Annotated in this window: 1 protein-coding gene; it reads right to left on the bottom strand. The window is 68.3% G+C overall.

The features are described from left to right. Positions 1-1,476, bottom strand: a 1,476-nt coding sequence (locus ACZ52J_RS42870) for a condensation domain-containing protein (RefSeq protein ID WP_465626873.1), incomplete at both ends; no start/stop codon positions are given.

A 1,476-nucleotide genomic window follows, 5' to 3' on the forward strand; every position in this document is an offset into this window, starting at 1 on the left:
CGGTGTGTGGCGGTAGTTGAGGACGGTGGTGAAGAGGGGGGTGTTGGGGGGGAGGGGGCTGGCTTGTTGGGCGTGGGCGAGGGGGGTGTGTTCGTGTTCGAGGAGGGTGGCGAGGTGGTGGTGGGTGGTGGTGAGGGCGGTGAGGGCGGTGTGGTGGTGGGTGTTGATGCGGATGGGGAGGGTGTTGATGTGGAGGCCGGGGGTGTTGTGGGGGGTGGTGGTGGTGTGTCGGCCGAGGAGGATGGTGCCGAAGACGGTGTCGGGGTGGTTGGTGAGGTGGGTGAGGGTGTGGGCGTAGGCGAGGTGGAGGAGGGTGGCGGGGGTGGTGTTGTGTCGGCGGGTGGTGTTGTGGAGGCGGGTGGTGAGTTGGGGGGTGAGGGTGTGGTGGGTTTCGCGGATGGTGGTGGGGTCGGTGGTGGTGAGGTTGTAGGGGGTGGTGGGTTGGGTGAGGCCGGCCAACTGGGTGGCGAAGTAGTCGTGGTGGTGGGTGGTGGTGTTGGTGGTGAGGGTGTGGGCGACGAAGTCGCGGTAGGGCTGGGTGGGGGGGAGGTGGTGGTGGTTGTCGGTGAGGTGGGCGCGGATTTCGTTGAGGAGGATGGTGCGGGTGTTGTGGTCTTGGATGAGGTGGTGGATGTGGAGGGCGAGGAGCCAGTGGCCTGGGTGGTGGGGGTCGGGTGCGGTGGTGGCGCGGATGAGGGGTGCTTGGTGGAGGGGGAGGGGGGTGTTGCAGGTGGCGAGGAGTGCTGCGGTGGGGTCGGTGGTGTGGGGGTCGAGGGTGGTGTGGTGGGGGGTGAGGGTGGCGTGGTGGTGGACGACCTGGACGGGGTGGGTGAGGTTTTGCCAGTGGATGGCGGTGCGCAGGGTGTCGTGGCGGGTGATGACGGCGTTGAGTGCGGTGAGGAAGGTGTCGAGGCGTTCGCGGCTGTCGAGGCGTAGGACGGCGGGGAGGAGGTAGGTGTCGTTGTCGTCTTGGAGGTGGTGGAAGAGGAGGCCTTCTTGGAGGGGGGTGAGGGGGTAGATGTCGGCGATGGTGGGGGTGCCGCCGGGGGTGTGGTGGGTGATGTGGTCGAGGTCGGTTTGGGTGAGGTGGGCGAGGGGGGTCATGTCGGGGGTGATGCGGGTGGTGCCTGGGGGGATGTGGGTGGGCGGCACGCTGGTGGTGCTTTGGGGGGTGGTGGTGTGGGTGGTGGCGAGGGTGGCGGGGGTGGGGGTGAGGAAGAGGGTGCGGATGTCGGTGGGGATGCCGTTGGTGGTGAGGTGGTTGATGAGGGTGAGGGCGAGGAGGGAGTGGCCGCCGAGTTCGAAGAAGTTGTCGTCGGGGTTGACGGTGTCGAGTCCGAGGACGTGGGCGAAGGCGGTGCAGATGGTGGCTTCGCGTTCGTTGGCGGGGGCGCGGCCGGTGGTGTGTGTGGTGTGGGTGGGGGCGGGCAGGGCGCGGCGGTCGAGTTTGCCGTTCGCGTTCAGTGGCAGGGCGTC

The sequence above is a fragment of the Kitasatospora sp. NPDC034035 genome (assembly GCF_055575755.1).